The sequence below is a fragment of the Humiphilus diazotrophicus genome (genome assembly GCF_059726315.1).
In genome coordinates this window covers 6,748,240-6,771,425 of the sequence record NZ_AP040870.1, presented here as the reverse complement: position 1 = coordinate 6,771,425, position 23,186 = coordinate 6,748,240, and the positions used below count along the sequence as shown (strand labels likewise).

The window sequence follows — 23,186 nt, the reverse complement described above, 5'->3', positions numbered from 1 at the left end:
CTCTTAGTACGCCACAAAATCTGCATCGCGTGAATCGGCAGAGGACTTACCGGTCCCCAACTCGATGCTCGCTCCGTTGTTCTTGTTTTGCAGCTTCTGCGTAGAAGATTTTGTAGCCGTCGTCTTGGAATAAACCGGTGTCGAAGCCACTCTCTTCATGCGCGCTGCGCTTTCGTTGCGAACATCGTTCATTTTGAAGAAGCTGATGGTCGTCTGCAGAACCTCTGCCTGACTGGCCAGCTCTTCCGATGTAGAAGCCATCTGCTGTGAAGCTGAAGCATTCTGCTGGATAACCTGATCCAACTGCTGGATTGAGGTATTGACCTGGGTCGCTCCGCTGCTCTGCTCGGCACTGGCGGCGGCAATTTCGCGAACCAACTCGGCCGTCTTCTGAATATCGGGGACAAGCTTCGTGAGCAGATCTCCGGCAGTCTCCGCCGTGCGAACGCCATTTGTACTGAGCTGGCTGATCTCTGCCGCCGCAGTCTGGCTGCGCTCTGCCAGCTTGCGAACCTCCGAGGCCACTACGGCAAAGCCCTTACCGTGCTCACCGGCTCGTGCGGCTTCGACTGCTGCATTGAGAGCCAGCAGATCGGTCTTGCGGGCGATCTCTTCTATGATGCTGATCTTCTCCGCAACATTCTTCATTGCGGCGACGGTTTCAGTAACAGCCTTACCGCTGGCCGTCGCATCGACGGCAGCCTTGTCGGCAATCTTCTCGGTCTGGCTGGCGTTATCGGAGTTCTGCTGGATGCTGGCAGCCATCTCCTCCATCGCAGAAGTGCTCTCTTCCGCAGCCGCCGCCTGTTCGGTAGCACCTTGCGAAAGCTGCTGCGAGGTGGTGGACATCTCCTCGCTTCCCTGTGCCACCTGCTCGGCGGCTTCCGTCACGCTTTGGACCGTGCTGCGCAGATTCTCCGACATGCGGATGAGTGCATTGCCTAATTGATCCTTGTCCGAGAGTGCCTTGGCCTTGACCGTCAGATCGCCTTCTGCGATTGCAGCAGCAACATGCACCGCCGCATTCAGACTCTCGATACTGGCGTTCAGGTTATTCATCAGACGATGGAATTCGCCGCGATACTTATTCTCAATCGCGTCGGGAATATCGCCCTTGCCGATCCGATCCAGGCATTCGGCTGCGACATTCAGCGGATTGGTAACAGCATCGAGCGTGGCGTTGAAGCCTTCGATAACCCTCCGATACTCGCCCTGCTGACGCTTGGCATCGGCACGGACAGAGAGATTGCCTTCAACAGCAGCGGCGGCCAACGTCTGTGCTTCAGCCACCAGGCTGTTAATCGACTCCATCATCTGAACAAAGCCGGGAACAAATGTATCGTTCTCCGAACGCCGTCCGATCTTCTTGAAGGCTTCCAGGATCTCAGAATAATCGCCCTTGGCCACGGCAACGCAGGCTTTATTCGCAGAACGGACGCGCTCTTCTGCGCTGTTGGTTGCAGTCGCGACATCGGCAAAGATGCCCTGATATTTCCCATTCACATTGGTGGTGAAGTCATTCACGGCCATACGCTGCAAAACCTGATTGGCTTCTACCAAACCACCTAATCCAGTGATGCAGGCGTTCATGTTGTCGAGCAGCCGCTTGAACTCGCCACGATAGTTGTTTTCAACGAGAGCAGGAATGTCGCCCTTGCCAACGCGATCCAGGCAGCCTGCAACAACATTCAGAGGAGCGGTTACGGCATCGAGCGTCGCATTAATGCCTTCAATGACCTTGCGATATTCGCCCTGCTGACGAGTAACATCCGCCCGCACGTCGAGACGCCCTTCCAGTGCGGCATTGGCCAGCATCTGCGCATCGGCTACCAGACTGTTGATCGACTCCATCATCTGAATGAAGCCGGGGAGGAAGGTGTCGTTCTCCGAACGTTTGCCGATCTTCTTAAAGGACTCCAGAATCGCGGAGTAATCGCCTCTGGCCACATCGACGCAAGCTTTATTCGCAGAGCGAACGCGCTCCTCAGCACTGTTGGTCGCAGCCGCGACATCGGCAAAGATGCCCTGATACTTTCCATTTACATTGGTAGTGAAATCGTTCAAGGCCATCCGCTGAAGTACCTGGTTGGTCTCCACCAGACCGCCGAGTCCGGCGATGCAGGCGTTTAGATTGTCGATAAGCTTCTTGAACTCTCCACGATAGAGATCCGTGATCGGAGCCGGGATATCGCCCTTGCCGATTCTGTCGAGAGCAACCGCCGCAACACCCAGCGGATTTGTAACTGCATCCAGAGTTGCGTTAATGCCCTCAATCACCTGACGGAATTTCCCTTGCTGACGGGAAGCATCGGCGCGGACGGTAAGATTTCCATCGACGGAGGACAGGGCCAACTTCTCTGCATCTTCAACCAGCCGGTCGATAGCCTCCATCATCTGGATAAAGCCAGGCAGGAAAGTATCGTTATCACAACGCTTGCCAATCTTTTTGAAGGCTGTCAGGATCTCTGAGTAGTCACCCTTGGCCACATCGAGACAAGCCCTGTTCGCAGAACGTATCCGCTGCTGAGCACTGTTCGTTGCCGTTGCAACTTCGGCAACGATGCCTTGATAGTTGCCCTTTACATCCGTGCTGTAGTCGTTCAGTGCCATCCGTTGCAGCACTGCATTCGCTTCCGTCAGTCCCTCAAGATTCTTGACCAGATGAATCAGGGCCTTACCGAGCGCGTCTTTCTCCGACAAGCGCTGTGTAGAGGCCGCCAGATTTCCTACTGCCAGCTGTTCCGCAACTTCGGTTGCGGCCTGAACCTTATCCAGCAAAGCGTTCGTCGAAGAAAGAACAAGCCCGATCTCGTCCTGAGACTTGATCTCAGCGCGGGCATCGAGTTCTCCGCCAGCAACCCTCCGGGCAAAGGCAGCAGCTCCGCCAAGTTGCGCCGACAGACTCCGCACAACAAATACGGCGATCAACGCAGCAATCGCAAAAGCAGCCACAGCGGCAACCAGCACATCGCTGGAAAGGCCGGCTCCCCCGCTGTTTGCCTTGTTCCAAATAAAGCAGATAAGCAGGAGAAAGACTCCAAGAACAGCCGCGAAGCCGGCGGCGATACGTGTTCCAACTTTCGACTCAGTCATTTCAGTGTGTCCTTCGATCGACTTGCAACATAGGTTTCGGTTTATCTGTTCCCAGAGTTGATCGGAGACTTACGGTGGTCGTGCTGCCCTTCACTTCTTGCAATGGGGGGAAAGCAGGAGGCTGTAGCAACGAACAAGTGGGAATACTTAAGAAAGCATCTGGGGAGGAGTTCTTACAACTTAAAGGAAGAATGAGACTTAGACTAACTTGCGTTTTGGGGGAAGCGGGAGAGATCCACTGTACGGCTTGAGACATAGAAGAAGACGCCGCAGTTCTTCTCCGTTCTCGGAACGGGAATCGCGTAGATTCGACTGTCTTCTTATCAGCAAAACATGCCATACAAACCGCCAACACGGCAGAAAAAGTTCAAAATGTCCGATCTTGCACGGATGAAAGAGGTTACTACTCGGTCTCCAACAGAAAACCGATTACGCCGGACAGAGGACGTAACCGCAGCTGATACACATTGTTTTACAAGTGTTCTCTAATCTTTGACTCTGTTATCGACGGTTGTGCAGAATTCTTCCGCATGTCCGAAAATTGTACAAGTGAAAAACCAAAGACAAGCACTTTAGTAACTTTAAGAATTCCGTTATGAAAAGTGTGTGAACTGCAGAAGATTCAATTTGACCAAAGTGGAACTTTGGAGCAGCGCCTGAAGCTATGGTTACAACTGATGCCAACCAGCAAAGCAAGAAGGCGCAAAGCATTGTAGCTTTGCGCCTTCCTGAAATGTCCGGAACCGAACTAAGTTAGCGGGTGCCTTTGCTACCCTTCGGATTTTTTTCCTTTGCGTTGTCTTTGGCTTCCTTCGGCTCTCTTACTTTGTAACTGAAGAGGATTTTGTCGCCGAGATCCTGGCGGATATTCAGATCGTCGATACCCTTCTTCGCCGTCGCGGGAAGAGGCTTGCCGGGTTCGAAGACGATGGCATTGTTATCCCAAACTCCGACCACGGTTACGGAAACGATATTGAAGGTTGGCGTCGGCTTGGGCACGGAGACAAAGAACACCTCGTTTGCATGCCACTCCTGTTCGCCCTGCTCTTGGGAACGCATCATTAGATCGCGCACCTGAACGTTCATCGTAAGCCGGACGGCAGGACCATGATTCGTAAAGTGATAGGCAATCGTCTTAGGGTCGGTCGGAGTCAACCGGGCAACATCGATGCTATCGCAGCCCTTTCCGGTTGGAGTCGTCGGAGCGCATTCATACGAAGGCTTTCCGAAGCCCTCAAAGGAGAATTGATTCGGAATAGGAATGGTGCCGTTCACTTCGCCGGGGGTTCGGGATGTTGCGGTCGGCATCTCGGCTGTCGGCTGCGGCATAAGAAGATGGCTTGTCGGTCCGGGAGTCCAATAGGTGATGACGGTGTGATAGCTGCCCACCTTCTTGTCCTTCGCAGTCTGGTCGTTGGAATCGGAGGACGGTGCAGGCCCTGGTCCGGGAATCGTCTGTCCCGGCGACGGAGCTGCCTGGCCATGCGCCATCAACGAAGCCATCAATACGGGCACGGCAAGCAACGATCTCTTCTTCATTTCCTATCTCTTCTCCCTGTTGGCAGTCTCCTGCGACGGATTCTGGCCTTGGGTCGAGAGTATCAGCGTCGGGAAGACATGAAAACCGGAAGCATCCGTTTTGGAAAGAGCACGTTACGGAATCGGGAGCTGAACAGAGGGATTCCCTTTTTGGGTAAGGCACCGGGACACAAAGGTAAACCCCGTCATCAGAGCAGTTCGTATCGTGTGGAGGGAGATAACGGATCGGGTAGGTGTTTCCCGGAAATAGATCCCCGCGTGCGTCCCGGAGGGACGCGACGACAATAGCCCCGGCTGAAGCGCAGCGAAAGCCGGGGTTAGACCAACCCACAAAGGTGTCCGCCCTCTAGGGGCGGTTCGATCTCATCCTACAACCTTCGTCCCGCACCTACGGCGCGGCATATCTCTTTCGGATGTAGACCAGGGGTTCCGTCGCTTTGCAGCGACTCCACCCCTGGCTATTCTCTTGGCCTCCCTACCGGGAGACCTCTGAAATTCCTGCATCCCGAATCGGGGGAAAACAGAATCCGGAGAAAGCGACTGATTGCCGACATAAGGCTCTCTCATCAGCGCAGGTCATATCAGAGGGATGGAATAGATACCGGGATCGGGCCGGTGTCTTTGCGTAAAGGAATTCCGTTTGCACGTAAACAAATCTGCATTTTGCGCATAATAGATCCCCGCGTGCGTCCCGGAGGGACGCGACGACAATAGCCCCGGCTGAAGCGCAGCGAAAACCGGGGTTAGACCAGCCCACAAAGGTGTGTCCGCCCTGTAGGGGCGGATCGATCTCATCCCACAACCTTCGTCCCGCACCTACGGCGCGGCATATCTTTTTCGGATGCAGACCAGGGGTTCCGTCGCTTTGCAGCGACTCCACCCCTGGCTATTCTCTTGGCCTCCCTACCGGGAGACCTCTGAAATTCCTAAATCCAGAATCAACCGTCTAACCTGAATTAATTCAAGATCTGATGTTTGAAGGGCTTAGCATTAGGGCCGACGTAATCGACGACCTTCTGCCCCTTGCCATACATCTTGTATTTGTAGCTGACCAGCCCCTCCAACCCGACCGGGCCACGGGCATGCAACTTGCTGGTGCTGATGCCGACTTCGGCTCCGAAACCATAACGATAGCCGTCGGCAAAACGCGTCGAGACGTTATGGAAGACTCCGGCCGAATCCACCTCCCGCAGGAAGCAATCGGCAATCTTCTGATTCTCCGTAATGATGGCGTCGGTATGGTGCGAGCCAAAGTGCTCAATATGATCCAGTGCCTGTTGCAGATCGTCGACCACCTTTAGCGCAATCACCAGATCGCCATACTCGGTATGCCATTCGTCATCCCCGACCAGCTCAATCGGTTTCCCCGGCAACAGAGCCTGAGTCCGGGCACAACCGCGCACGCGCACCGCTTCCCTTCTCAAACGCTCGTAGAGTTCGGGCAACAGACGTTCGGCGATGGGCTGATCGATAAGAACTGTCTCGACAGCATTGCAGACCGCCGGATACTGAACCTTGGCATCCAGAACCAGCTCCCAAGCCATATCGAGATTTGCGTCGCGATGCACGAAGATGTGGCAGACACCATCGGCATGGCCCAGCACCGGAATCGTCGTGTTCTTCTGGACATACTGCACCAGCGCATTCGAGCCGCGAGGAATCACCAGATCGATCTCTTCGTGAAAACCGAGCAGCGTATTCACAGCTTCACGACCATAGACGGCTTGCAGAGCAGTCTGCGGAACAGTCGTCCCTTGAAGAGCCTCGCACATTACGCGTAACAGCTCGCGAGTTGTGTTTTCTACCTCGCGCCCACCTTTGAGCAGGACGGCATTGCCTGACTTCAACGCCAGAGAGCTGATCTGCGTAACCGCATCGGGACGGGACTCGAAGATCACGGCCAAAACGCCGAGAGGCACGCTGACCTTATGCAGCTCCAATCCGTCGTCGAGAAGACGCCGCTCCAGAATCTTTCCTGCCGGATCGGGTAGCTCGCGAACAGCGAGGATGCCGCGAATCATCTCCTTCAGCTTGGTCTCATTCAGCTGCAGGCGTTTGAACATGGAGTTGGAGAGCTCACCGGCCTCCAGCATCTTCCTGGCTTCGGCCACATCGACGGCATTCGCCTCCAGGATGGAAGGAATGGCCTCGGTCAGTGCTGTTGCAATCGCTGACAGAGCCTCATCTTTCTGGGCTGTGGTTAAACTGCCAAGACGCAATCCGGCCTGTCGTGCCTGTTTCGCCAGCTGACGAAGATCGTTCATCCTTGACTTTGCTCCTGAGGTAAAAAGACGGTTCCCACCTCGTCTCCGGCACAGATGCGCTCGATCACATGCGCCGTCCGTCCATTGGCGATAATGGCCAGCTTTCCGGCCTCGGTCGCCAGCCGTGCTGCCTCGATCTTGGTCTTCATGCCGCCACGGCCGCGAGCCTTGGCTCCACGGGCGTACCCGGCAATCTCATCTGTAATCACTGGTACTTCAGGGATAAAGGTCGTTCCCTCTTTTTCCGGGTCGCCGGTATAAAGGCCATCTACATCGGAAAGCAGAATTAACAAATCGGCGTCGATCTTAGCCATCACCAGGGCGGAGAGCTTATCGTTGTCGCCGAAGATGTGGTGGCTTCCACCTGTAACCTCGGGACGCCCCAACTCCAGGGTCGAAACCGTGTCGTTCTCATTGATGATCGGGACCACGCCCAGATCGAGCAGCTTGTTCAAGGTATTGCAGAGATTGGCATAGCGGACCGGATCGAGAAAGTCATCTTCCGTCAGCAGGACCTGGGCGGCAACCGTATCCAGATTGCGGAAAGCATGCTCGTAGAGGGCCATCAGCCGGCTCTGCCCCACGGCGGCGCAAGCCTGCTTCAGCGGCAGCTCGGCGGGAGATCCCTTCAGCCCCAGGCGCTTGGCACCCAAGCCGATGGCCCCCGAGGAGACGATCAGGATCTGGCGTCCCTCACTCCGGGCGTTAACAGCCGATTCCACCAGCCCATAGACAAGGCCGATGGCTGCCGATCCGTCCTTGCGAATCAAAACATTGGTTCCAACTTTTATAACGATGCGCCGGGCGGCGGCTACCCGTTGACGCACGGTGAGCTGCGCCGGAGTCTCTGTCAATTGCATGATCTCTTCATCATCGCATTTGTGCGGAGAGAAATCGACTACAGAAAGCAAAGTGACTGAAGCCTCAACCGTTTAGGTTCCGGTACTAAAGCTACAAGAGCCACCCGTAATGGAAAATCTTCATTAAAGTATATACATGCAGGTATATACTTTCCTAAGGAGGGTCTATGGCCACTGCTCGTGTTTTCAAATCCGGCAACAGTCAAGCGGTAAGGCTCCCCAAAGAGTTCCGCGTTCGAACCAAAGAGCTTGAGATCTTCCGTCGTGGAAGCGAGATCGTATTGCGCGAACCAGCGAAGGGGCTTGGACACGCATTCGAATTACTCGCGAGCCTTCCGGAGGATTTCTTTGCCGAGGAACGTCGGGACCCTCCACCACAAGAACGAGAAGACCTGTGACCACCGTCAAATACCTGCTGGACACCAATATCTGTATCTATATCCATAAACACCGTCCCCCGCAGGTTCTCGCCCGTTTTCAGAAGCTGAAGCAGGGGGAAGCCGCTATCTCGGTCATCACCTGGGGAGAACTTCTCTTGGGAGCGGAAAAGAGTCAGAACAAAAGCAAGGTTCTTGAGATTCTTCACGAATTCGTCACGCTCGTTCCAGTTCTTCCCCTGAGCGAACAAGTGGGTCACATTTACGGCTCCATTCGCGCCACTTTAGAGAGTCAGGGCAAACCCATTGGAGGGAACGATCTTTGGATCGCAGCTCATGCCAAAGCGGAAGGACTCACTCTTGTTACCAATAACGAAAGCGAGTTCCGAAGAGTACAGGGTCTTAAAGTGATGAACTGGGCGACCTAGAGCAAAACCAGCGTAGGTGTATCCTGAGCCACAACTCCCTACGCAGGTTTTCCGTCGAGAAAACCTGCACATCGCGGAATTGGGATAGGACATAGTAACGCTGGTTTTGCTCTAAACGCCCCATCGAATCAACACTGTTTGATAACAATCAAACGAAGTATCAGCTCCGCAAATCGACCTCCAAGGGAAACGGCCGCAGACAGCGCTATCAGTAGTAGCTGCACTCATCTCTATTTGTCTGCGTTGGAGGAATCATGCCTCAATGGAAAGGTATCGTCGGCAAGGGGTTCACCCTGGAAGACTTTGCCCAATATGTCTCCGGTCTCACCTTCGGGGCCTGGAGACCTTCCTTTGTCGTATTGCATAACACTGCCGTACCAACCTTTGCCCAGTGGCATAGCGTCTCCGGCGAGCAACGGATGCAGAACTTCCAGAGCTATTACCGCGACCAGATGCACTGGTCTGGAGGTCCGCATCTCTTTGTGGCCGACGACCTGATCTGGGTATTCACGCCTCTTACCGTTCCCGGTGTTCATTCGCCCTCATGGAATAGCGTCTCCTGGGGAGTTGAAATGGTCGGCGATTACGCAACAGAAACTATGTCTGACGCTCTGCGGGCAAACGCCATCTCGGCGCTGGCAACACTGCACGGAGCACTCGGCCTCAAGCCCGAAACGCTCAGACTTCACAGAGAAGATCCTGAAACCACGCATCTCTGCCCCGGAAATAAAGTATCGAAAGCGGACTTCATTACGCAGATCGCAGCACGGCTCTCAGAGGACTTTGCAGGAGAACATCCACAAGTCCGCGAAGTAGCCTAAGCCTTGTTGCAAACATTGGTCAGGCTTTGTGTCAGGGATGGCCTTCAGGCCATCCGGAAATAGTCTTCATTAAGAGAGAAGAAACATTTTCGGAAACATATGCAACGGGAAGAACAAAGGCATTAAATCTATACTAGTTCGGACGTTTTGGTCATAGCTTCCATGAGCGAAAGCTCTCTCCGCTGCATTCGTTACCGAGAATGCCTATTCATTATTAAGAGAATTTCCGCGGCTGGACTGAAGTCCAGCCCTGACACAAATCGATATCACAGTTTCAAGGCTGTTTCCTGATGTTATTCCCTTGGTTGCTTACGCTGGCTATCCTCTCTCGCAAATGCAGAAACTCCAGGTGTGGGCGAGGACGCCCACACGACAGCCGGTCCTCCACCCCAGCACGCGAAAACCGCACGTGCCGGGGACCCCGGCCTGGAGTCCGGCGGTACAAAACCCTAGATGGTTTTCAATCCGTGGCTGCGGAAGATTTCAACAATCTCTTTGCGGCTCTCTTCGCTTGGTGGCTTTACGTCTTCGAGCTTGTAGTTCAGCCCGAGAGCATGCCACTTCGACTTGCCTAGTTGGTGGAAGGGCAGGACATCGACGCGCTCGACAACACCAAGGCTCTTAGCAAACTCAGCCAGGCCGTGGACTTCCTGCGGAACATCGGTGAAGCCGGGAAGCAATACGTAACGTAACCAGATCGCTTTCTTGTTTTCCGCCAGACGCCGGGCGAAGCGCAGCGTGGGCTCAAGTTCGCGTCCGGTGATGATCTTGTACACCTCGGGATTCCAGGACTTGATGTCCAACAAAACCAGATCGAGATCAGCCATCATCTCGTCATCGACGCGGTCTCCAAGAAAGCCGGAGGTATCGATGGCAGTGTGAACGCCCCACTCCTTTGCCTTGTGTAGCACGGCTTTCAGAAACTTCGGCTGCATCAGAGGCTCGCCGCCGGAGACGGTTATTCCTCCCCGCTTGAGCATGGGGAGATAGCGATGCATCTCGTCGAAGACCTGTTCAAGACTCATGCGCTCGCCGCTCAGCGTATTCCAGGTATCGGGATTGTGACAGTAAAGACAGCGTAACGGGCAGCCGCAGAGAAAGAGAAGAAAACGCCAGCCAGGACCATCCTGTCCGGCTGACGTTTCATACGAGTGAACCCAGCCCCAGGCTCCGGCGTCTTCCGCAACCGTCGCCTGGGCAGGATTACTCAGAATCTCGAATTGCCGCTGATCCGACATTACGCTGTCCTTCTTGGCTACTAGTTACACCGACGCATGGAAGGTACGGCTGATTACTTCTTTCTGCTGTTCCTTCGTCAGACGGATGAAGTTCACGGCGTATCCCGAAACGCGCACGGTGAGCTGCGGATACTTCTCCGGATGCTCCATGGCATCTATCAAAGTCTCGCGGTTCATCACGTTCACATTCATGTGATAGCCCTTGGCATCGAAGTAAGTATCCAAGCCTGTTACAAGGTTACCGATACGGTCTTCCTCGGAACGACCCAGCGCTACCGGAACCATCGACGACGTCAGCGAAATTCCATCCAGCGCCTGCTCATAGGGCAGCTTGGCGACAGATAACGCCGAAGCCATCAGGCCATGCTTATCGCGTCCGTGCATCGGATTCGCACCTGGAGCAAAAGGCTCGCCCTTGCGGCGTCCATCCGGTGTGTTGCCCGTGTACTTGCCATACATCACATTCGACGTGATCGTCAGAATCGATTGCGTGTGAATGGCGTTGCGGTATGTCGGCTGCTTCTTGATCTTGTTCATGAAGGCATCGACAACCCAGACGGCGATGCTGTCCACACGGTCGTCATTATTGCCGAAGGTCGGATAGTCGCCTTCCGTGTAGAAGTCGATGACCAGCCCGCTCTCGTCGCGAATCGGCTTCACCTTCGCATACTTAATGGCCGAGAGGCTATCGGCCACGACGGACAATCCGGCAATACCGCAGCCCAGGGTACGAATAACGTCACGGTCGTGCAAAGCCATTTCGATCCGCTCGTAGGCGTACTTGTCATGCGAGTAGTGAATGCAGTTCAGAGCTTCGACATAGACCTTGGCCAGCCAATCCATCATGTGGTCGAAGGCCTTGACGACTTCGTCATAGTGCAGCTGATCGCCAATCAGGGGCATGCACTTCGGAGCGATCTGCTTGCCGGTCATCTCATCGCGTCCGCCGTTGATGGCGTAGAGCAGCGACTTGGCCAGATTCACGCGAGCACCGAAGAACTGAAGCTGCTTGCCGACGTTCATCGCCGAGACGCAGCAGGCAATGGCGCAATCGTCGCCATGATGCTCACGCAACAGATCGTCGTTCTCGTACTGGATCGACGAGGTGTCGAGCGAGACCTTCGCACAGAAGCTCTTGAAGTTCTCCGGCAATGCAGGAGACCACAGGACGGTAAGATTCGGCTCCGGCGCAGGTCCCATGTTGTAAAGGGTCTGCAGCATACGGAAGCTGGTCTTCGTCACTAGAGGACGCCCATCGAGGCCGATTCCGGCGATAGATTCCGTAACCCACGTCGGATCGCCCGAGAAGATGGAATCGTATTCCGGTGTGCGCAGGAAGCGGACGATACGCAGCTTGATAACCAGCTGATCGATCATCTCCTGTGCTTCGGATTCCGTGATCATGCCCTTGGCCAGGTCGCGCTCAAAGTAGATATCGAGGAAGCTGGAGATGCGGCCCAGCGACATCGCAGCGCCGTTCTGCTCCTTTACCGCCGCCAGAAAAGAGAAGTAGGTCCACTGCACAGCCTCGCGGGCATTGGCTGCCGGGTGGCTCAGGTCGAAGCCGTAAGCTGCGGCCATCTCCTTCAATTCGCCTAGAGCCTTGACCTGCTCGGAGAGCTCTTCCCGTAAGCGCAGCAGCTCTTCGGAGAAAGGACGGTCGTTCAGCTCTTCCTTCTCCTGCTTCTTGAACTCGATCAGGCGATCGATACCGTAGAGAGCCACGCGGCGATAGTCGCCGATGATGCGGCCACGTCCATAGGCGTCAGGCAATCCGGTCACGACGTGGGAGCTGCGGGCGCGGCGGATCTCAGGTGTGTACATCTCGAAGACGGCTTCATTGTGCGTCTTGCGATATTTGGTGAAGATCTCGTGAACCTTGGGGCTGATGGCTTCACCATAGGTCTGCAAACTCTGCTCAACCATGCGCAGGCCACCAAAGGGCATGATGGCCCGCTTCAAAGGAGCATCCGTTTGCAGTCCAACAATTACTTCACTCTCTTTGTCGATATAGCCGGGAGCATGAGCCGTGATGCTGGAAGGTGTGTCGCTGGAGATGGCGAGAACTCCTCCCTTTTCGCGTTCGGCAGCAAGCAACTCCAGGATCCGCGACCAGATCTTGGTCGTGCGGTCCGTCGGTCCGGCCAAAAAGCTGCTGTCTCCAAAGTAGGGCTTGAAATTACTCTGGATGAAGCTGCGGGTATCAATAGTTTCCTGCCAGTTGCCGCTTTGAAAGCCTTCCCATTCCTCGTAAGTCACGTTGCTCATCTTTAATTCCCTTCTTGTTGCCCTCGGTTTCCGCATTGCGGTACGAGGTGTCACATTTAAAAACCGACAAAGACAAACATCCGGTGGACCTTCCTTTCGTCCAACTCCTACCGGAACAGCTTCCCCTCTCGCGAGAAGAACCTGGTTGGCTTGGCGAACACCGGTAGCTACACCGGAATTCGGCGTTTTCTATGTCGCAGTAGCTTGTCAGGGAGAGGCTCCTGCAACGATTTTATTCCTATGGATAGAGATTGAGGTATTTCGGAGGAGATTAAGGCCAGTGGGATGTGGAAATTAGCAGCGCTGGGGGCGATGCTGTGTCCGGCTTGAAAGGTGATCTCTTGAACGGTGGGATTGCCCCTAGTAAGCCCGTTCTCCCAATCTGCGAAGCACATTACGCTTGCCATAAAGCAACCTCACACTGCACCCAGGATCGCTGGTTCACGTCCTCGGGTTGCAGGCTTCGGTCTCCAGGGTTGTCGGCAGATCTAGGTTAAAGAGTACCGGCTCCCCGTCAAGATCGAACCTTGCCGCACCCCTGGCTGTGGCATTTTTGTGTTCCTACTCACAATTTCAGGGGCGCTACAGATGAGTATCGGCTAGGAAATCAATATTTGCAACTCATGTTCACATAATGAGATATGGAACGGCATGAATCAGCCCTATCTTTGAGCAATCCATTCAGATTGAAAGAGATACCCCTTCTTGAGAAGAAGGCGCAAGAACCGCTTTGTCTCAAAGTTTGGCTGCTGGTCGCGCACTCAACGGGTGGTAAAGAACGCTATACCGTTTGCACAAACTGTTTCTGGAAGTTCCCGACATTCCGAGTAGGAAGACTGGGAAAGAGGATTTCCCTGGCATTGTTACCAGGCCCCCACTGATGTGTTCGAGCCGCGGTTCACCTGAAACACCTATTTCATATTTATTTTCAACGATATATAAGAAATAACAGCATAATTTACTTGCAAACTCACAACGCTATAGACTTGCGAAATCACAACACAATAAACTTGTTTTGGCACAGCACAATAAACTTGCAAATCCATAATGCCCAAGCCTAATGAAAAGCTCGCCTCCTCGCTCGAACTGCTCCGCGTGCTACAGGAGAGTGGACAGCGTATCTTCCAGACCAGCCAGATTGCCCGGATTCACCGTGACCGGCTGGTGAAGCATGGCTTTTTGCAGCCGGTGCTCAAGGGCTGGTTCATGTCGTCTAGCCCCAACGCGCACCCGGGCGACAGCACGGCATGGTTCGCCTCCTTCTGGGAGTTCTGCGCTGCCTACTGCAATGAGCGTTTCGACGCGGATTGGCATCTCTCGCCCGAGCAGTCTCTGCTTCTGCACGCGGAAAACACCGTGGTTCCAGCACAAACCACCATCTATAGCAGCAAAGGCCACAACAACTCCATCACGCTGCCCTTCCAAACGTCGCTCTACGATCTGAAGCAGGCGCAGATGCCGCCGCTAAGTCAGCTCACTCGCCGCGATGCTCTGCGACTCTTCACATCCGAGGCCGCACTCGTGCGGGTCACTGAGTCCTTCTTCCGCAAGCATCCGTTGGAAACGCAGGTACTGCTGGCGCGCATTACAGATGCCTCCGACCTGTTGCGCATCCTACTCGATGGTGGCCACTCCGCCATTGCCGGACGGCTGGCAGGGGCGCTACGCCGCGCAGGCCGCGCCGAACAGGCCGACGAGATTCTCTCCACCATGAAGCGTGCGGACTACGATGTGCGAGAATCTGATCCCTATGCTGACGGACAGACTGTCTTCGCTCTCACTCGGGCCACGGAAGCTCCTATCGTCAGCCGTCTTGAGGCGCTCTGGGCTTCCACACGCGGTGCTGTACTCGAGGTCTTTCCCTCCGCGCCAGGTTTGCCCACTCAGACGGAAAGCTATCTCACGCACATCGACGACATTTATAAGAACGACGCCTATCACTCGCTCTCCATCGAGGGCTTTCGCGTTAGTCCGGAGTTGATCGAGCGCGTCATCTCCGGCCAGTGGGACCCAAAGCACAACGAAGCTGACCGGCAGAATCATGATGCGCTGGCAGCACGAGGTTACTGGCAGGCCTTCCAGCAAGTTAAGACCAGCGTGGTCAAAGTGCTGCAAGGTAAAAATGCCGGAGCCGTGGTCCGCACCGATCACCGGGAATGGCATCGCGAACTCTTCGAACCTTGTGTCGCGGCGGGACTGATTCCCGCGTCAGCGCTGGCCGGTTATCGCAACAATGCTGTCTATCTGCGTAACTCGCGCTATGTTCCTCCGCGTTGGGAAGCAGTGCGCGACTCGATGCCTGCGCTGCTGAACCTCATCGAAAAGGAACCGGAGCCCGCCGTGCGCGCCGTCCTCGGACACTGGCTCTTTGGCTACATCCATCCCTACCCGGACGGCAATGGCCGCATAGCGCGTTTTCTAATGAACGTACTGCTCGCCTCGGGCGGCTATCCCTGGACAGTAATCCGCGTCGATGACCGCGCCGAATACCTGAGCGCTCTCGATCACGCCAGCATCGAAAACGACATACACCCCTTTGCCCAATTCATCGCTGGACAGGTACGGTTGTCGACACGTACACGGTGATCTTCGCGTTATGAATTACTCCGTTGGAAGATCCAGTCACCAATACGGTATAGGACGAAACCTGGGTAACAGGAGTGGAAGAAGGAGGAGGGGTGGGATTCCCTCCGCGGTTCGAAGTGCTGCTGCCGCAACTCATCGTAAACAGCAAAGGAAACAGACAAGCGGCCAGCAACAGAACCCGGCTTACCTGATTCCAGGAGCGCCTTCTTACCAGAAATAGTCCACAGGCCAAAACACCAGCCGTTGCAGACCAAGGCAGTGGAGTGCGACCTTCCGAAGGAACGGATCGTGCAGTCGTCGCCGCTGAAGATTGAATCGTAAGCACCGACTGCCCATTTGCAGTAATCGAGGTCGGATTAAAGCTACAGCTGATCTGATTCGAAGATGGAGTACAGCTCAAGCTGACAGCCCCCGTAAACCCACTCAGTGGAGCCACATTGAACTTGACGCTACCAGCGGCACCGCGTTGCAAAAGGATCTGCGGCAACTGCGGAGCAAGCAGGAAGTCGGGAGTTGCCGGAAAATCATAATGAAGCATAAAGGGTGACGAAACGGAAGCCTTATAGACTCCATCGCCCGAATAGGCGAGCTTGGTCTCATTCGGGCCATGATCGAGGTTGGAGCTCACAAGCGGCACCAGAGTCACCGTTGAGATATTCGTGCCGGAAGGCGTAAGAATGCCCATACTCGCGGCCATGCCATTCACAAAAGCTGTAACCATCCCGGTAGGAGCCACAGTAGAACCGCCACTACCTGTTACAGTAGCTGAAATCGTTACATACTGCATGGCATCGTAATAAAGCACCGTGGGAGTCGCCACAGCGGTGATGGTCGTTGGCAACAAGGGCGCGGCCGGAGCTACCGCCGTCACCGTAATTGCAGGAACAGCGCCCGTTACGGATGGAAGTGAATTTGTGTCTCCGGGATAAGAGGCCGAAAGCGAGTATGTCCCTGCCGGGAGATTCCTGAAAATTGTCTCGCCAATCATGGCAGGACTGCCAGGCGAATGGAGCGCATTCGAGTGCAGACTAACGAACTGAGTAAGCGATCCTAGCTTGACCGTTACGGTTCCGGTGAGGGGATGACAGCTCTGCCCATAGGCATACACCTCGACGGGCAGATCGTCCCCGGCACTAAAAGTGCAGTTCTCAGCACTACTATAGGAGCCGTTACAGTTTGCCGCAGGCCACACATACAAGTAATCTGTTCCCTTGCTCAGGGTAAAGCTGAAGGGTGCAGCCGATACGGCCGAGTAGCTGGAGTCCCCGGAGTACAACGCCCCAAGGGAATACGTTCCAGCATCAAGGGCCTTCGACGGGACCCATGCCGCGTAGCCCCAAGTATTCAATGCAACTGTCTCCTGGGACAATCCTCCAAGAGAAAACGTCACATTCCCTGTTGCATCCCCTCGGGTAAGGTATGAACCGTTCACCGTGGCAAGTGGAGCAAACTGCCAGCCAGCATCAAGCGTCACTCCACTTGAAAATGGCGTGTGGTCTTGGACATACAAATCGGACTGATTCGATGTAATCGCACAGGGATCTGTGGGAATGGAACTCAAAGTCGGGACCATAAAGCCGGTGATATTCAAATTGCTGCTCGTTGCATCAATAGACACCCCCTGTGCCTGAGACTGACTGCCGGCAAAGATGCCGTCTCCTGCATAAGAAGCCCAAACCTGATACTTGCCACCGGGCAGAGTGCGCAATGTGCCCGTAGCATTGCCGCTGCCATCAAGGACAAACGATCCGGCCACTTGTCCCAGAGCAGCGGTCGAATTGGTAAGGATCGCCACCGTTCCTTGCGGAACTCCACTGCTGGAAGCAGATTTCACATTTACGGTAAAGGTGATTGGGGATCCATGCGTTGCACTAGTCGGAGAGACTTGCAAGGTAGTGGCCGATCCCTGAAGCGAGATCGAATTCCAGCTGTTCACCAGAACATTTGCGTCAACCGACCCGAGTCCGGTCGCAAGATCGTATCCCGTGGCTGCAGAGTATTTCTGCAGCGAATAAAGCCCATCTCCATTTGTATCGAGAGAGCAATCGGGACTTCCCTTTTCGCAAGGTTCGTTATTGCTGCCCACGGTCACATCGTGAAAAGCTGCCGGCTTCTGACGTGCCAGGGAGTAGAGAGTGTAATTGGCCTGTCCCTGGCGGCCATACTTCTGGTTGACCAGAGCCATAATACCGGCCATGGCGGGCGCCGCAGCTGAGGTTCCGGCGACCACAGTAATAGGACCCTGTCCTGTTGCATCCATCACGCAATCGCCTGAAGCGGCACAGATCGGATATCCACTAAAGTTGAGCGCATTCGCAGCGAATAAAGAGACATCCGGGATATCGCGTACCCCGTCCTCGGGCACACCTGTCCCGCGCTGCCATGAGGGCTTGGCATAGCCGTAAGTGGTACCCGAAACAGGATCACAGATAAAAGGCAACGCACTGCCTGCCATAGTTGCATCGGCGGAGTCAATGCAACTGCTCTTTCCGCCTCCGGCAGCAGGAATAGGAACCGTTCTGGAGGGAGTATAGGGACCTGTCGCATTCAGACCGAAAGCCGTGTCCCAAGGCTGTTCCGGAAGGGGAGCCTTGAGCGAACCCAGAGTGGCATCGTTCGTATCGCTCCACAGCGTCGCCGCACTGGCACCACCGCTTGCGTAGTCGCTGTAATAGAAGTCGGTTCCGCCCACGGCAACGTTCCATGGCGTGGAGGCCAGTCCATTCACCGCCAATCCATAGCCGGTAATCCACTGTCCGAAGCCGTTATCGCAGCCGGCCGAACCTGAGTCTCCACTCGATACGAGAACTGTCTGTCCCTGAGCCGCGGCCTGTTGCCAAAGGCTTGACCAGAGTGTGTTCCCTGACTGGAGAAGAAAACCCTCGCATAGCCCGAAGCTCACGCTCAAAACACTGGCCTGATTGTCTTCGACTGCACGCAGAGCAGCGATATAGACAGGATCGACCATGTTGTGCGCATCTCCTATATAAAGGTTGATCGCCGCACCTGGAGCTACAGAACCTGCCTCCTCAACATCCAGATAGGCCTCGACATCGGCACCTGAAACGGGCCCCGGATCTACTCAGTCGATTACCACCTGGGGCAGAGGGCCAGATAACCCGAAAAGCTTCTGATAAGCCTGCACCAGACTCAAATCGATATTCGAGGAATTAATGATGCCGATTGTCTGCCCAGTCCCATTAATTCCTGCCTGATAGAGAGGCGTTACGTTGTACTGCGTTGCAAAATCCCTGGGAGCAAGGGCGTAGAACTTCTTTTGACCATTCGGCAGCGTCCAATCAGGAACAACCGCCCTCTTCGAGTTCAGATAGGAGCCTTTGCCGATAAGCTCAAGATTCGGCTTAGCCCGAAAACTATTCGTCGGCGAAATTCCCACAATCAGCTTCGACAGCGCTTCAGGGATTTTTACTTCGCTGGCATTGGCGTACTGCGTCTCTCCCTGAACCTGATATTTGTGGATTTCAGTATGGAAAGCACGTTTTAGGACGCCTGCCGTCCCTGAAAACTCGATAAACTGCTTGCTCTTTGAGACCTTGGCTACTTGAAAACCTTGCGAGGAGAGCCACTGCGTCGCAGTCTGAATATCTGCCTCTGCCGGACCAAATTGTTCACCGAATTGTTCGGGAGTTAGCCACTTATGATATGTCGCCGAACCAGCGGTATGGATATCTTGCAGAAAGTCCTTAAGCGCGATTTGCCGCTCAGGAGGACGATTTAAAAGCAGAAGCATACGGTCTGCGGGGAAATCATCGGCAACGGCTCCGCGATCGTTTTGAGCCTTTGCCAGAGGATGAACACTTCCGTGAAGCGAAACTAACTTCTCGTTATCAATGGGCCTAACTACGAGCGGACTTGCCTGTGTTTGAGCAATAGCAACGGGACCGGACAAGACAGCACAAAGAAGGAACAGACTTACACGCCCTATCATTGAAGCTCCCTTTTGTCCCAGACAAGATACAGCAGTTATAGAGATGTGTCATCAATTTATAGGCTTGTCCTCCCAATTACCATGAAAGAGGTCTTGTTCGAATAAAGCGGTTTATATCGCAATAAGGTGGAGATGGAAGAGCTATTGCCTCGTTTTAAGGCTTTGCTTCTGCCGCGAGGTAAAGGAACTGATCGAGCTTGAGTGCTTCGCACACAGATTGCAGACCGAAACAAGCATGGCTCGACGATGAGATCTCCTGGTGCGGGTTCGTAACCACATGTACCGCCGGACTCCAGGCCGGGGTCCCCGGCACGCGCGGTTTTCGCGTGCTGGGGTGGAGGATCGGCTGTCGTGTGGGCGTCCTCGCCCGCACAGGCGAAACAGCGTTGAAGCAGGAAACGTCGTAGTAACACGCGGTCATCTCTGGTGGAGGGCCTGGAGACCCTCCACGACAGCCGGCCTGGAGTCCGGCGGTACATGTTTGGCTGTCCCGTCAAATTGCAGCTAGAAATTTCGCAAAACGTGAGAGAGCTAGGGTCAAGAGATACCTTCCCCCTCATATGCTCTTTGTATTCTTTTATTTAGGCATCTCTTCTTCGCGTACAGAGTGCAGAGTTCTGGCGCATCTGGGGCAAGGCCGCTGCGGGCAGACATCCCCTTCTCTGCCCCCTATAATGAAAGCTGGGAATATCTTGCCGCAGCCTTGGAAGTTTGCTATCGGAGGCGGCGGCGCGAAATGTTGTAAGGACCAGGGAAATCTTGACCGATCAGATCATTATTCGTGGCGCACGAACACACAATCTAAAGAACATTGACTGCCAGATTCCTCATGGCAAGCTCACGGTCGTCTCCGGAGTCTCAGGCTCGGGAAAATCTTCCCTTGCCTTTGACACCATCTATGCCGAAGGCCAGCGCCGCTATGTCGAGTCTCTTTCCGCTTATGCACGCCAGTTCCTCGAGCGCATGGAGAAGCCCGATGTCGACCTGATCGACGGACTCGCTCCAGCCATCGCCATCAAGCAGAAGAACTCGACGCGCAATCCTCGCTCGACAGTTGCAACCGCCACCGAAATCTACGACTACATGCGGCTGCTCTATGCCCGTTGCGGCACGGTGCACTGTATTGCGTGCGACGGAATCGTGCGCCGCGACTCGGTCGATGAGATCGCCACCGCCGTCCTCGCTCTCGGCGAAGGCACCCGACTGCACGCGCTCTTCCCGGTGCTGGTCGAAGTGCCACCAGCTGATGCAGCAGCAGCCAAGCCCGCTCGCAAGACCGCAGCCAAGAAGACAGCCGTGAAAAAAGCCTCCTCCAAGAGCAAGGCTGCCGAAGCCGAACCGGCCGTCTCCGATGCCATGAAGGAGAAGCTGCTCGATCTGCGCAAGCGCGGCTTCAATCGTCTTTATCAGAACGAGACGATCTTCGAGTTCTCCACGCCGGAATCGTTGCTCGATCTCGACTTCGCCAAACCGATCTTTGTTCTCGTCGATCGTCTGGTGGTCTCAGATGACAACCGCGCCCGCATCGTCGATGCTGCCGAAATCAGCTATCGCGAATCGGGAGAGGTGATCTACGAAGTCGTGCCCCGCGATCCTGTCGAAGGGGAGGAACGCCAGAAGCTGCGCTTCTCCGCCGCCTTCGAGTGCAAGACCTGCCACCGCACCTATCGCGACCCGGAGCCGAGGCTCTTCTCCTTTAACAATCCTTATGGAGCATGTCCGCGTTGCCAGGGCTTCGGGAACACAGTCGATTTCGATCTGAACCTAATCATCCCCGACAAATCGAAGACTCTCGAAGAGGGAGCCATCGATCCCTGGAATCGTCCGAAGTATCGTCCCTACTACACGGAGATGAAGAAGGTAGCCAAGGCTGCCGGGGTTCCGCTCGATGTCCCGTGGTATGACCTGACCGAGAAACAGCAGGATTACATCCTCAACGGCAGTGGAAGCTTCCTCGGCATCAACGGCTTTTTCTCTTATCTGGAGACGAAGAAGTACAAGTTGCACGTGCGCGTGATGCTTTCGAAGTATCGCGGCTACGCGCTCTGCCCCGAGTGCAAGGGACAACGTCTGCGCGCCGAAGCGCGTGCTGTCCGCATCAATGGGAAGAACGTCTGTGAGGCTGCGGCTTTGACCATCTCGGCTGCTGTCGATTTCTTCAGCGCTCTCGAACTTACGCCGATGCAGGAGGAGATTGCGGGAAGCATCCTCGAAGAGGTTCGCCAGCGCCTGCACTTCCTCAACGCCGTCGGGTTGGAATACCTCACGCTCGACCGTCTGGCTTCGACGCTCTCCGGTGGAGAATCGCAACGTATTCAGCTGGCCACCTCGCTTGGTTCGCGACTGGTGGGAGCGCTTTATGTGCTCGACGAACCTTCCATCGGGCTCCACACACGCGACACGGCGCGACTGATCAACATCCTCGAAGAGCTGCGCGACCTGGGAAACACCATCGTCGTCGTCGAACACGATCCCGATGTGCTGCGCTCGGCCGATTATCTGCTCGACCTCGGTCCCGGTGCCGGAGAATACGGTGGAAAGCTGCTGGCCGCAGGCACTGTCGCTGAAGTGGAGAAGATCCACGCCTCATTGACAGGCCGCTATCTCAATGGAGAGATCAGCATTCCTGTACCCTCTCATCGTCGCGAACCGACGAAGGAAAAGCTGGTCCTGCGCGGAGCCCGTGCCAACAACCTGAAGGGGATCGATGTCGAAATCCCGCTCGGCATGCTGGTCTGCATTACCGGTGTCTCGGGCTCGGGTAAATCGACGCTGGTGCACGAAGTTCTCTATCGTGCCATCACGCATGAGCTGGGCCGCACGGAAGGCGGAGATCCTACGGGCGTCTATCGCGACATCAAGGGAGTCGAGCGTTTGAACGACATTGTTCTAGTCGATCAGACACCGATCGGGCGCACGCCTCGCTCCAATCCTGTGACTTATATCAAGGCCTTCGACGCTATCCGCGAACTCTTCGCCTCACAGCCCGACTCAGAGAGGCAGCGGCTCACAGCCGGACACTTCTCCTTCAACGTTCCCGGCGGACGTTGCGACGTCTGCGAAGGCGACGGCACCGTCACGGTCGAGATGCAGTTCCTGGCCGATGTCGAGCTGCCTTGCGAAGAATGCGGCGGCACTCGTTATAAAACGAAGATCCTCGATATCAAGTACAAGAACAAGAACATTCACGACGTACTGAACATGACCGTGAAAGAGGCTCTACGCTTCTTTATGGGACATCCGAAGATCGTCGACAAGCTGGCCGTTCTCGAAGAGGTCGGACTAGGTTATGTCCGCCTGGGCCAATCGGCCACGACGCTCTCCGGTGGAGAGGCACAGCGCGTAAAGCTGGCTGCACATCTTTCGACGGGACGACCGAACAGCAATGGGAAGTCGGCAAAGAGCCGCATCCTATATGTCCTCGACGAACCGACCACGGGACTTCACTTCGACGATGTAAGCAAGCTGCTGACGGCATTTCGTAAACTGATCGATGGCGGCGGCTCGCTGATCGTGATTGAGCACAATCTGGATGTCATCAAATCCGCCGACTGGGTCATCGATATGGGACCCGAAGGCGGAGACGGCGGCGGACGTGTGGTAGCCACAGGAACTCCGGAAGAGATTGCCGCAACCAAGGGCTCTCATACCGGACACTGGCTGGCGAAGACTCTGGCTGCACATTCTCATGCGGCAGAAGTGATGGCGTAGATCGGCGATGAGAAAGACCTTCAGCTCCGGTCGCACCCCGCAGAAGGGGATG

The 23,186-nt window shown here is 55.1% G+C and carries 14 protein-coding genes; 5 read left to right on the top strand and 9 right to left on the bottom strand.

The annotated features are described in order from the left end of the window. Window positions 1-3: 3 nt before the first annotated feature. From AC6I7T_RS27235 to proB, 4 genes are all read right to left on the bottom strand, one after another. The gene (locus tag AC6I7T_RS27235) at window positions 4-3,093 is read right to left on the bottom strand and encodes a methyl-accepting chemotaxis protein (protein ID WP_497790960.1); all 3,090 of its coding nucleotides are present in this window, start codon (window positions 3,091-3,093) and stop codon (window positions 4-6) included. Between the two features lie 753 nt (window positions 3,094-3,846). Beyond that, window positions 3,847-4,632, bottom strand: coding sequence for a hypothetical protein (locus tag AC6I7T_RS27230; RefSeq protein ID WP_497790959.1), 786 nt, complete (start codon window positions 4,630-4,632; stop codon window positions 3,847-3,849). A gap of 956 nt (window positions 4,633-5,588) precedes the next feature. Further along, window positions 5,589-6,896, bottom strand: coding sequence for a glutamate-5-semialdehyde dehydrogenase (locus AC6I7T_RS27225; RefSeq protein ID WP_497790958.1), 1,308 nt, complete (start codon window positions 6,894-6,896; stop codon window positions 5,589-5,591). Beyond that, on the bottom strand, window positions 6,893-7,756 hold the full coding sequence (gene proB / locus AC6I7T_RS27220; protein ID WP_497790957.1) for a glutamate 5-kinase: 864 nt from the start codon (window positions 7,754-7,756) through the stop codon (window positions 6,893-6,895). The genes AC6I7T_RS27225 and proB overlap by 4 nt, the downstream gene beginning before the upstream one ends. Before the next feature lie 167 nt (window positions 7,757-7,923). On the opposite strand from proB, the gene AC6I7T_RS27215 reads away from it, so the two are divergent. The 3 genes from AC6I7T_RS27215 to AC6I7T_RS27205 all read left to right on the top strand — a co-directional run bounded on the left by AC6I7T_RS27215 (window position 7,924) and on the right by AC6I7T_RS27205 (window position 9,382). After that, complete coding sequence (locus AC6I7T_RS27215; protein ID WP_497790956.1) at window positions 7,924-8,154, top strand: antitoxin; 231 nt, start codon at window positions 7,924-7,926, stop codon at window positions 8,152-8,154. Then, window positions 8,151-8,561 carry a type II toxin-antitoxin system tRNA(fMet)-specific endonuclease VapC gene (gene vapC / locus AC6I7T_RS27210; protein WP_497790955.1) on the top strand — a complete coding sequence of 137 codons (411 nt, stop codon included), beginning with the start codon at window positions 8,151-8,153 and terminating at the stop codon, window positions 8,559-8,561. The genes AC6I7T_RS27215 and vapC overlap by 4 nt, the downstream gene beginning before the upstream one ends. A gap of 254 nt (window positions 8,562-8,815) precedes the next feature. Further along, window positions 8,816-9,382 (top strand): peptidoglycan recognition protein family protein, encoded by a 567-nt coding sequence (locus AC6I7T_RS27205; protein WP_497790954.1) that lies wholly within the window; start codon window positions 8,816-8,818, stop codon window positions 9,380-9,382. Window positions 9,383-9,831: 449 nt separating this feature from the next. Here AC6I7T_RS27205 and pflA read toward each other — a convergent pair whose 3' ends face one another. The 3 genes from pflA to AC6I7T_RS27190 all read right to left on the bottom strand — a co-directional run bounded on the left by pflA (window position 9,832) and on the right by AC6I7T_RS27190 (window position 14,232). Then, window positions 9,832-10,620: a pyruvate formate-lyase-activating protein gene (pflA, locus tag AC6I7T_RS27200; RefSeq protein WP_497790953.1), complete on the bottom strand. Its 789-nt coding sequence runs from the start codon at window positions 10,618-10,620 to the stop codon at window positions 9,832-9,834. Window positions 10,621-10,644: 24 nt separating this feature from the next. Beyond that, window positions 10,645-12,888 (bottom strand): formate C-acetyltransferase, encoded by a 2,244-nt coding sequence (gene pflB, locus AC6I7T_RS27195; RefSeq protein WP_497790951.1) that lies wholly within the window; start codon window positions 12,886-12,888, stop codon window positions 10,645-10,647. Window positions 12,889-13,986: 1,098 nt separating this feature from the next. After that, window positions 13,987-14,232, bottom strand: a complete 246-nt coding sequence (locus AC6I7T_RS27190) for a hypothetical protein (RefSeq protein ID WP_497790950.1) — start codon at window positions 14,230-14,232, stop codon at window positions 13,987-13,989. 12 nt (window positions 14,233-14,244) lie between these two features. Here AC6I7T_RS27190 and AC6I7T_RS27185 point away from each other — a divergent pair, with 12 nt between their 5' ends. Continuing rightward, window positions 14,245-15,474: a Fic family protein gene (locus tag AC6I7T_RS27185; protein WP_497790949.1), complete on the top strand. Its 1,230-nt coding sequence runs from the start codon at window positions 14,245-14,247 to the stop codon at window positions 15,472-15,474. On the opposite strand, the gene AC6I7T_RS27180 is transcribed toward AC6I7T_RS27185, so the two are convergent. Both AC6I7T_RS27180 and AC6I7T_RS27175 read right to left on the bottom strand, forming a co-directional pair. Further along, window positions 15,434-18,442 (bottom strand): Ig-like domain repeat protein, encoded by a 3,009-nt coding sequence (locus AC6I7T_RS27180; RefSeq protein ID WP_497790948.1) that lies wholly within the window; start codon window positions 18,440-18,442, stop codon window positions 15,434-15,436. The genes AC6I7T_RS27185 and AC6I7T_RS27180 overlap by 41 nt on opposite strands. Before the next feature lie 114 nt (window positions 18,443-18,556). Continuing rightward, window positions 18,557-19,423, bottom strand: a complete 867-nt coding sequence (locus tag AC6I7T_RS27175) for a protease pro-enzyme activation domain-containing protein (protein WP_497790947.1) — start codon at window positions 19,421-19,423, stop codon at window positions 18,557-18,559. A 759-nt stretch (window positions 19,424-20,182) separates the two neighbouring features. On the opposite strand from AC6I7T_RS27175, the gene uvrA reads away from it, so the two are divergent. Next, window positions 20,183-23,134, top strand: coding sequence for an excinuclease ABC subunit UvrA (gene uvrA / locus AC6I7T_RS27170; RefSeq protein WP_497790946.1), 2,952 nt, complete (start codon window positions 20,183-20,185; stop codon window positions 23,132-23,134). Window positions 23,135-23,186 lie beyond the last annotated feature (52 nt).

Coding starts and splice junctions, on each gene's coding strand:
- AC6I7T_RS27225 (WP_497790958.1), bottom strand. CDS start 6,896: ATGAACGATCTTCGTCAGCTGGCGAAACAGGCACGACAGGCCGGATTG.
- AC6I7T_RS27215 (WP_497790956.1), top strand. CDS start 7,924: ATGGCCACTGCTCGTGTTTTCAAATCCGGCAACAGTCAAGCGGTAAGG.
- proB (WP_497790957.1), bottom strand. CDS start 7,756: ATGCAATTGACAGAGACTCCGGCGCAGCTCACCGTGCGTCAACGGGTA.
- pflB (WP_497790951.1), bottom strand. CDS start 12,888: ATGAGCAACGTGACTTACGAGGAATGGGAAGGCTTTCAAAGCGGCAAC.
- AC6I7T_RS27230 (WP_497790959.1), bottom strand. CDS start 4,632: ATGAAGAAGAGATCGTTGCTTGCCGTGCCCGTATTGATGGCTTCGTTG.
- pflA (WP_497790953.1), bottom strand. CDS start 10,620: ATGTCGGATCAGCGGCAATTCGAGATTCTGAGTAATCCTGCCCAGGCG.
- AC6I7T_RS27180 (WP_497790948.1), bottom strand. CDS start 18,442: ATGGTCGATCCTGTCTATATCGCTGCTCTGCGTGCAGTCGAAGACAAT.
- AC6I7T_RS27235 (WP_497790960.1), bottom strand. CDS start 3,093: ATGACTGAGTCGAAAGTTGGAACACGTATCGCCGCCGGCTTCGCGGCT.
- AC6I7T_RS27205 (WP_497790954.1), top strand. CDS start 8,816: ATGCCTCAATGGAAAGGTATCGTCGGCAAGGGGTTCACCCTGGAAGAC.
- AC6I7T_RS27175 (WP_497790947.1), bottom strand. CDS start 19,423: ATGATAGGGCGTGTAAGTCTGTTCCTTCTTTGTGCTGTCTTGTCCGGT.